We start from the raw sequence: 5698 nt of genomic DNA, 5'->3' as shown, positions 1-5698 counted from the left end.
GAGCACCACACCAGGGGGCCGGTCCCACGAAAACCCCGGGCCCCCGCCCCTCAGGGTGCGGCGGCCCTCGCCGTATCCACGGCGCCGTACGGCAGGATGAACCCCATGACGAGCACGAGCCCGAGCCCGCGCACAGGACCCGGCACGGACCCCGCTGAGGAGCCGGTGGCGCCGACACGGCAGGACGAGGTCGCCGCGGCCGGCAGTGAGCTGATCGGTGGTCCGCTCGGCCGCAGAGCGCTGTTCGGGGGCCACTGGTGGACTCCGGTGCGCATCATCGCGCTCATCGCCATCGGGATGTTCGCGCTCGGCATGGTGCAGAAGCTGCCCTGCTACAACGGCGGCTGGTTCTTCGGCGCAGGTGCGCAGTACACCCACGCCTGCTACTCCGACATCCCGCATCTCTTCCAGGGGCGCGGCTTCGCCGAGGACCTCGTCCCGTACTTCGACCGCATCCCGCGCGATATCTCCGGCGGTATGGAGTACCTCGAATACCCCGTGCTGACCGGGGTGTTCATGGAGGTCGCGTCCTGGATCACCGGTGTCCCCAGCGACTCCACCGACACCCTGCAGTACCGGGAGCAGGTCTACTGGCTGGTCAACGCCGGCATGCTGATGGTCTGCGCCGTCGTCATCGCGGTCTGTGTCGCCCGTACACACAGGCGCCGTCCCTGGGACGGGCTGCTCGTCGCGCTGGCCCCCGCGGGCGCGCTCACGGCGACCATCAACTGGGATCTGCTCGCGATCGCGCTGACCGCCGCCGCGATGCTGATGTGGTCGCGTGCACGTCCGCTGGCCTTCGGCGTGCTGCTGGGTCTGGCGACAGCGGCCAAGCTCTACCCCGTGTTCCTGCTGGGGCCGTTGCTGCTGCTGTGCTGGCGGGCAGGGCGTTGGCGGGAGTTCGGGATCGCCTTCGCGGGCGCGGCAGGCGCCTGGCTGGCGGTGAACCTGCCGGTGATGATCGGGGCCTTCGACGGCTGGGCGAAGTTCTACACGTTCAGCCAGGAGCGCGGGACGGACTTCGGCTCGTTCTGGCTGATCCTGCAGCAGCGGATGGACACCCCGCTGAGCACCGAGACCGTCAACACCCTCGCCACGCTGCTGATGGTGGCCTGCTGCGGTCTGATCGCCGCGCTCACCCTGACGGCACCGCGCAGGCCGCGCTTCGCACAGCTCGCCTTCCTGGTGGTGGCGGCGTTCATCCTCACCAACAAGGTCTATTCACCGCAGTACGTGCTGTGGCTGATCCCGCTCGCGGCACTCGCCCGGCCCCGCTGGCGGGACTTCCTGATCTGGCAGGCCTGCGAGGTCATGTACTTCCTCGGGATCTGGATGTACCTCGCGTACACGACGAGCGGCGACAAGCACCAAGGGCTGCCGGAGGAGGGCTATCAACTGGCCATCCTGCTCCACCTCCTGGGCACGCTGTACCTCTGCGCCGTCATCGTCCGCGACATCCTGATGCCCGAGCGCGATCCCGTACGTAAGGACGGCTCGGACGACCCCTCGGGCGGCGTCCTGGACCGGGCCACGGATGTCTTCACCCTGGGCCGGGCGGCACATCCGCCGAAGCATGCGGCGCACGGGACCGATGGGACGTATGTGCAATGGGGCGTGGAGAGCCCTGGTCCCGCTCTGGGCGGTCCGGTTCAGGAGAGTTCGCCCTGAGCGAACGGCTTGGCTTCATGCGCGCCGAAGGGGCGCCCACAACCGGAGTTGGGGCGCCCCTTCGGCTCCCGCGGGGCGGAGGGGCCCCCCACCGCGGGGGTTGGCGCCCCCCGCCGCCGTACGTGAAGTGGTGACTCAGCGGTCGACGAGCCGGTCGAACTGCGTCGTGGTGTGCCGGAGATGGGCCACCAGCTCCTCGCCCACCTTGGGCTCAGGGGCGTCGCTCGGCACGAAGAGGATCGAGACCTGCATGTGCGGCGGCTCGGCGAACCAGCGCTGCTTGCCGGACCAGACGAACGGCGAAAGGTTCCGGTTGACGGTGGCCAGGCCCGCGCGGGCGACTCCCTTGGCGCGCGGCATCACACCGTGCAGCGCCTTGGGTGCCTCGAGGCCCACACCGTGTGAGGTACCGCCGGCGACGACCACCAGCCAGCCGTCGGAGGCGGCCTTCTGCTGGCGGTAGCCGAAGCGGTCGCCCTTGGAGACGTGCGTGACGTCCAGGACCGCGCCGCGGTACTCCGTGGAGTCGTGGTCGCCCAGCCACAGGCGTGTGCCGATACGGGCGCGGAAGCGGGTCTGCGGGAACTGCTGCTGGAGACGGGCCAGTTCCTGCGCGGACAGGTGGCTCACGAACATCGTGTGCAGCGGGAGGCGGGCCGCACGCAGCCGGTCCATCCAGCCGATGACCTCCTCGACGGCGTCCGAGCCGTCGGTGCGGTCCAGCGGCAGGTGGATGCCGAAGCCCTCGAGGCGTACGTCCTCTATGGCCGCGTGCAGCTGGCCTAGTTCGTGCTCGCCGACGCCGTGCCGCTTCATCGAGCTCATCACCTCGATGACGACGCGCGCGCCCACCAGGCCGTGCACGCCCTCGACCGAGGAGACGGAGCGGATCACGCGGTCCGGCAGCGGCACCGGCTCCTCGCCCCGGCGGAACGGGGTGAGGACGAGCAGGTCGCCGCTGAACCAGTCCTTGATCCGGGCGGCTTCGTACGTGGTGCCGACGGCGAGCATGTCGGCACCGAGCCGGGTCGCCTCTTCGGCGAGCCGCTCGTGGCCGAAGCCGTAGCCGTTGCCCTTGCAGACGGGGATGAGACCCGGGAACTGTTCGAGCACCTGCTTGTGGTGTGCCCGCCAGCGCGCGGTGTCGACGTAGAGCGTGAGCGCCATGGCCGGTACCCGGAACCTTTCTCGTGCCTGCGGTGTATCAAAGGTATGAAAGCTCATTGTGCTCGGTCGGCCGCGTTGCCGACTCGATACGTGAAATCAGCGGGGCGGCCTGTGGCACGCCCGTCGGTCCGGGCTGCCGGTTCAGCGGCGCGACATGTAGATGTCGAGCGCCTTGTGCAGCAGCTTGTTGAGCGGGAAGTCCCATTCGCCGACGTACTCGACGGCCTCGCCGCCCGTGCCGACCTTGAACTGGATCAGGCCGAAGAGGTGGTCGGTCTCGTCGAGCGAGTCGGAGATGCCGCGCAGGTCGTAGACGCTGGCGCCGAGCGCGTAGGCGTCGCGGAGCATCCGCCACTGCATCGCGTTCGAGGGCCGGACCTCACGGCCGATGTTGTCGGAGGCGCCGTAGGAGTACCAGACGTGACCGCCGACCACGAGCATCGTCGCGGCCGCGAGGTTCACCCCGTTGTGCCGGGCGAAGTACAGCCGCATCCGGTTGGGGTCTTCGGAGTTGAGGGCGCGGAACTGCTGCTGGAAGTAACTGAGCGGCCGCGGGCGGAACTTGTCGCGGATCGCGGTGATCTCGTACAGGCGCTGCCACTCGGCGAGATCCTCGTAGCCGCCCTGGACGACCTCGACACCGGCCTTGTCGGCCTTCTTGATGTTGCGGCGCCACAGCTGGTTGAAGCCCTTCTGGACGTCTTCCAGAGAGCGGCCGGCGAGCGGCACCTGGAAGACGTAGCGGGGCTGCACATCACCGAAGCCGGCGCCGCCGTCCTCGCCCTGCTGCCAGCCCATACGGCGGAGCTTGTCGGAAACCTCGAAGGCGCGCGGCTCGATGTGGGTGGGCTCGATATCGCGCAGGCGCTTGACGTCCGGGTTCTGGATGCCGGCCTTGATCGCGGGGGCGTCCCACTTCCGGATCACGACCGGCGGGCCCATCTTCACGGAGAAGGCGCCCTGCTGCTTGAGGTGGGCGAGCATCGGCTTCAGCCACTCGTCCAGGTTCGGGGCGTACCAGTTGATGACCGGGCCCTCGGGCAGATACGCGAGGTAGCGCTTGACCTTGGGGAGCTGGCGGTAGAGGACCAGGCCCGCGCCGACGAGCTCACCGGTCTTGTCGTCGAACCAGCCCAGGTTCTCCGAGCGCCACTCGCTCTTCACATCCGCCCACGCCGGGACCTGGCAGTGGCTCGCCGACGGCAGGCTCTGGATGAATGCCAGATGCTGCTCGCGGCTGATGGTCCTCAGGGTCAGGCTCATGCGGGGCGCTCCTCGGCTGGGGTGTCCCCCGGAGTGAAGGGGGTCCGGCTCTCGCGCCGAAGCCTACTGCGCCAGGAGAGCGCCTCTAATGGCCGCATGCCGACTCGGCCCGTCCGTGTGGGAGGTCCGGAGGGCCGAGGCCGGGATATGGGGAGCGGAGGTCAGCCGCCGACCACGCCGCCGAAGAGGCCGCCGTGGGCCATACCGAGGAAGAAGCCGACCGCCGAGGCGCCGAGCCCGATGATCAGCAGGGTCCGCTCGCGGGTCGTCTCGGAGATGAACTGCCCGTACGCGCCCGTGAGGATCCCGATCAGTCCGGTCCAGGACGACAGCAGATGGAGGTTGTGGAACATCGCGGAGACGAAGGCCGTGATGCCGAGCACCAGGGTGATCGCAAGCAGCGTGTCCTGGAGCGGATGGGGCTTGCCGTCGGTCGCGAAGAGAGAGGTCGCGGTGTTGGGTCGCATTGCCTGTGCCATGGGAGGCACCTCCTGGCATGAGCTGGCGCATCGTAGCGCCGTGGACACCCGATGTGTACAGATTGCGTCTCCTTACCACCGGATTTCAACCGGAGAGGGGGAGGCAGGTACTCTGTAACGTCTGCACCGGTGTCTGCCCAGGTCCACTGGGCCCCCATGGCCGTCTCCCCGCTCCTGCGGGGCCTGATTGTCAGTGGCGGCTGATTTACTCGGAGACGTCGTTGCAACACGCATCACAACCCTCCTGCCACGGAACGACCGTGGCCGCTGAGTCCAAAGGAGGTGGGTTACACATGCGTCACTACGAAGTGATGGTCATCCTCGACCCCGATCTCGAAGAGCGTGCCGTTTCGCCGCTGATCGAGAACTTCCTCTCCGTCGTCCGTGAGGGCAACGGAAAGGTCGAGAAGGTCGACACCTGGGGCCGTCGTCGTCTCTCGTACGAGATCAAGAAGAAGCCCGAGGGCATCTACTCGGTCATCGACCTGCAGGCCGAGCCTGCGGTCGTCAAGGAGCTCGACCGACAGATGAACCTGAACGAGTCGGTCCTCCGGACCAAGGTCCTCCGCCCCGAGACCCACTGAACTTCCGGTTCAGCGGTATCGGGATCTGAGTAGCAGCAAGCAGCCAGCAGCAACCCGCCGAGAGGTATCCCCCATGGCAGGCGAGACCGTCATCACGATCGTCGGCAACCTTGTCGACGATCCCGAGCTGCGCTTCACCCCCTCCGGTGCGGCGGTCGCGAAGTTCCGTGTCGCGTCCACTCCCCGCATCTTCGACAAGCAGACCAATGAGTGGAAGGACGGCGAAGGCCTGTTCCTGACCTGCTCGGTCTGGCGTCAGGCGGCGGAGAACGTCGCGGAGTCGCTTCAGCGAGGCATGCGCGTCATCGTGCAGGGCCGGTTGAAGCAGCGGTCCTATGAGGACCGTGAGGGCGTCAAGCGCACGGTCTACGAGCTGGACGTCGAGGAAGTCGGCGCCAGTCTGAAGACCGCCACGGCCAAGGTCACCAAGACCAGCGGCGGGGCCCGGCAGGGCGGGGGCGGGGGGGGGGGGGACGGGGGGGGGGGCGGGGGGGCGCGGGGCGGGGGGGGAGGGGGGGGGGGGGCCCGGGGGGGGCC

General features: G+C 68.5%; 6 protein-coding genes. 3 read left to right on the top strand and 3 right to left on the bottom strand.

The window, feature by feature from the left end:
• Nucleotides 1-105 precede the first annotated feature (105 nt).
• On the top strand, nucleotides 106-1668 hold the full coding sequence (locus JAO81_RS39990) for a glycosyltransferase family 87 protein (RefSeq protein ID WP_199552923.1): 1563 nt from the start codon (nucleotides 106-108) through the stop codon (nucleotides 1666-1668).
• Between the two features lie 135 nt (nucleotides 1669-1803).
• On the opposite strand, the gene JAO81_RS39985 is transcribed toward JAO81_RS39990, so the two are convergent.
• The 3 genes from JAO81_RS39985 to JAO81_RS39975 all read right to left on the bottom strand — a co-directional run bounded on the left by JAO81_RS39985 (nucleotide 1804) and on the right by JAO81_RS39975 (nucleotide 4577).
• A complete protein-coding gene (locus JAO81_RS39985; protein ID WP_199552922.1) occupies nucleotides 1804-2835 on the bottom strand; it encodes an alanine racemase in 1032 nt (343 codons plus the stop codon).
• 141 nt (nucleotides 2836-2976) lie between these two features.
• Nucleotides 2977-4098: a peptidoglycan bridge formation glycyltransferase FemA/FemB family protein gene (locus tag JAO81_RS39980; RefSeq protein ID WP_199552921.1), complete on the bottom strand. Its 1122-nt coding sequence runs from the start codon at nucleotides 4096-4098 to the stop codon at nucleotides 2977-2979.
• A gap of 161 nt (nucleotides 4099-4259) precedes the next feature.
• Nucleotides 4260-4577 carry a hypothetical protein gene (locus JAO81_RS39975; RefSeq protein ID WP_199552920.1) on the bottom strand — a complete coding sequence of 106 codons (318 nt, stop codon included), beginning with the start codon at nucleotides 4575-4577 and terminating at the stop codon, nucleotides 4260-4262.
• 293 nt (nucleotides 4578-4870) lie between these two features.
• Between JAO81_RS39975 and rpsF the strand changes: the two genes are divergently transcribed.
• Complete coding sequence (gene rpsF, locus JAO81_RS39970; protein WP_006604399.1) at nucleotides 4871-5161, top strand: 30S ribosomal protein S6; 291 nt, start codon at nucleotides 4871-4873, stop codon at nucleotides 5159-5161.
• A gap of 73 nt (nucleotides 5162-5234) precedes the next feature.
• Nucleotides 5235-5698 (top strand): single-stranded DNA-binding protein (locus JAO81_RS39965; RefSeq protein ID WP_233416583.1); only part of this gene is annotated, 464 nt, incomplete at its 3' end.

It is taken from the genome of Streptomyces sp. N35 (assembly GCF_016464295.1).
Lineage (GTDB): Bacteria > Actinomycetota > Actinomycetes > Streptomycetales > Streptomycetaceae > Streptomyces.
The sequence above is the reverse complement of the archived record's forward strand: the minus strand, read 5'-3'. Positions and strand labels throughout refer to the sequence as shown.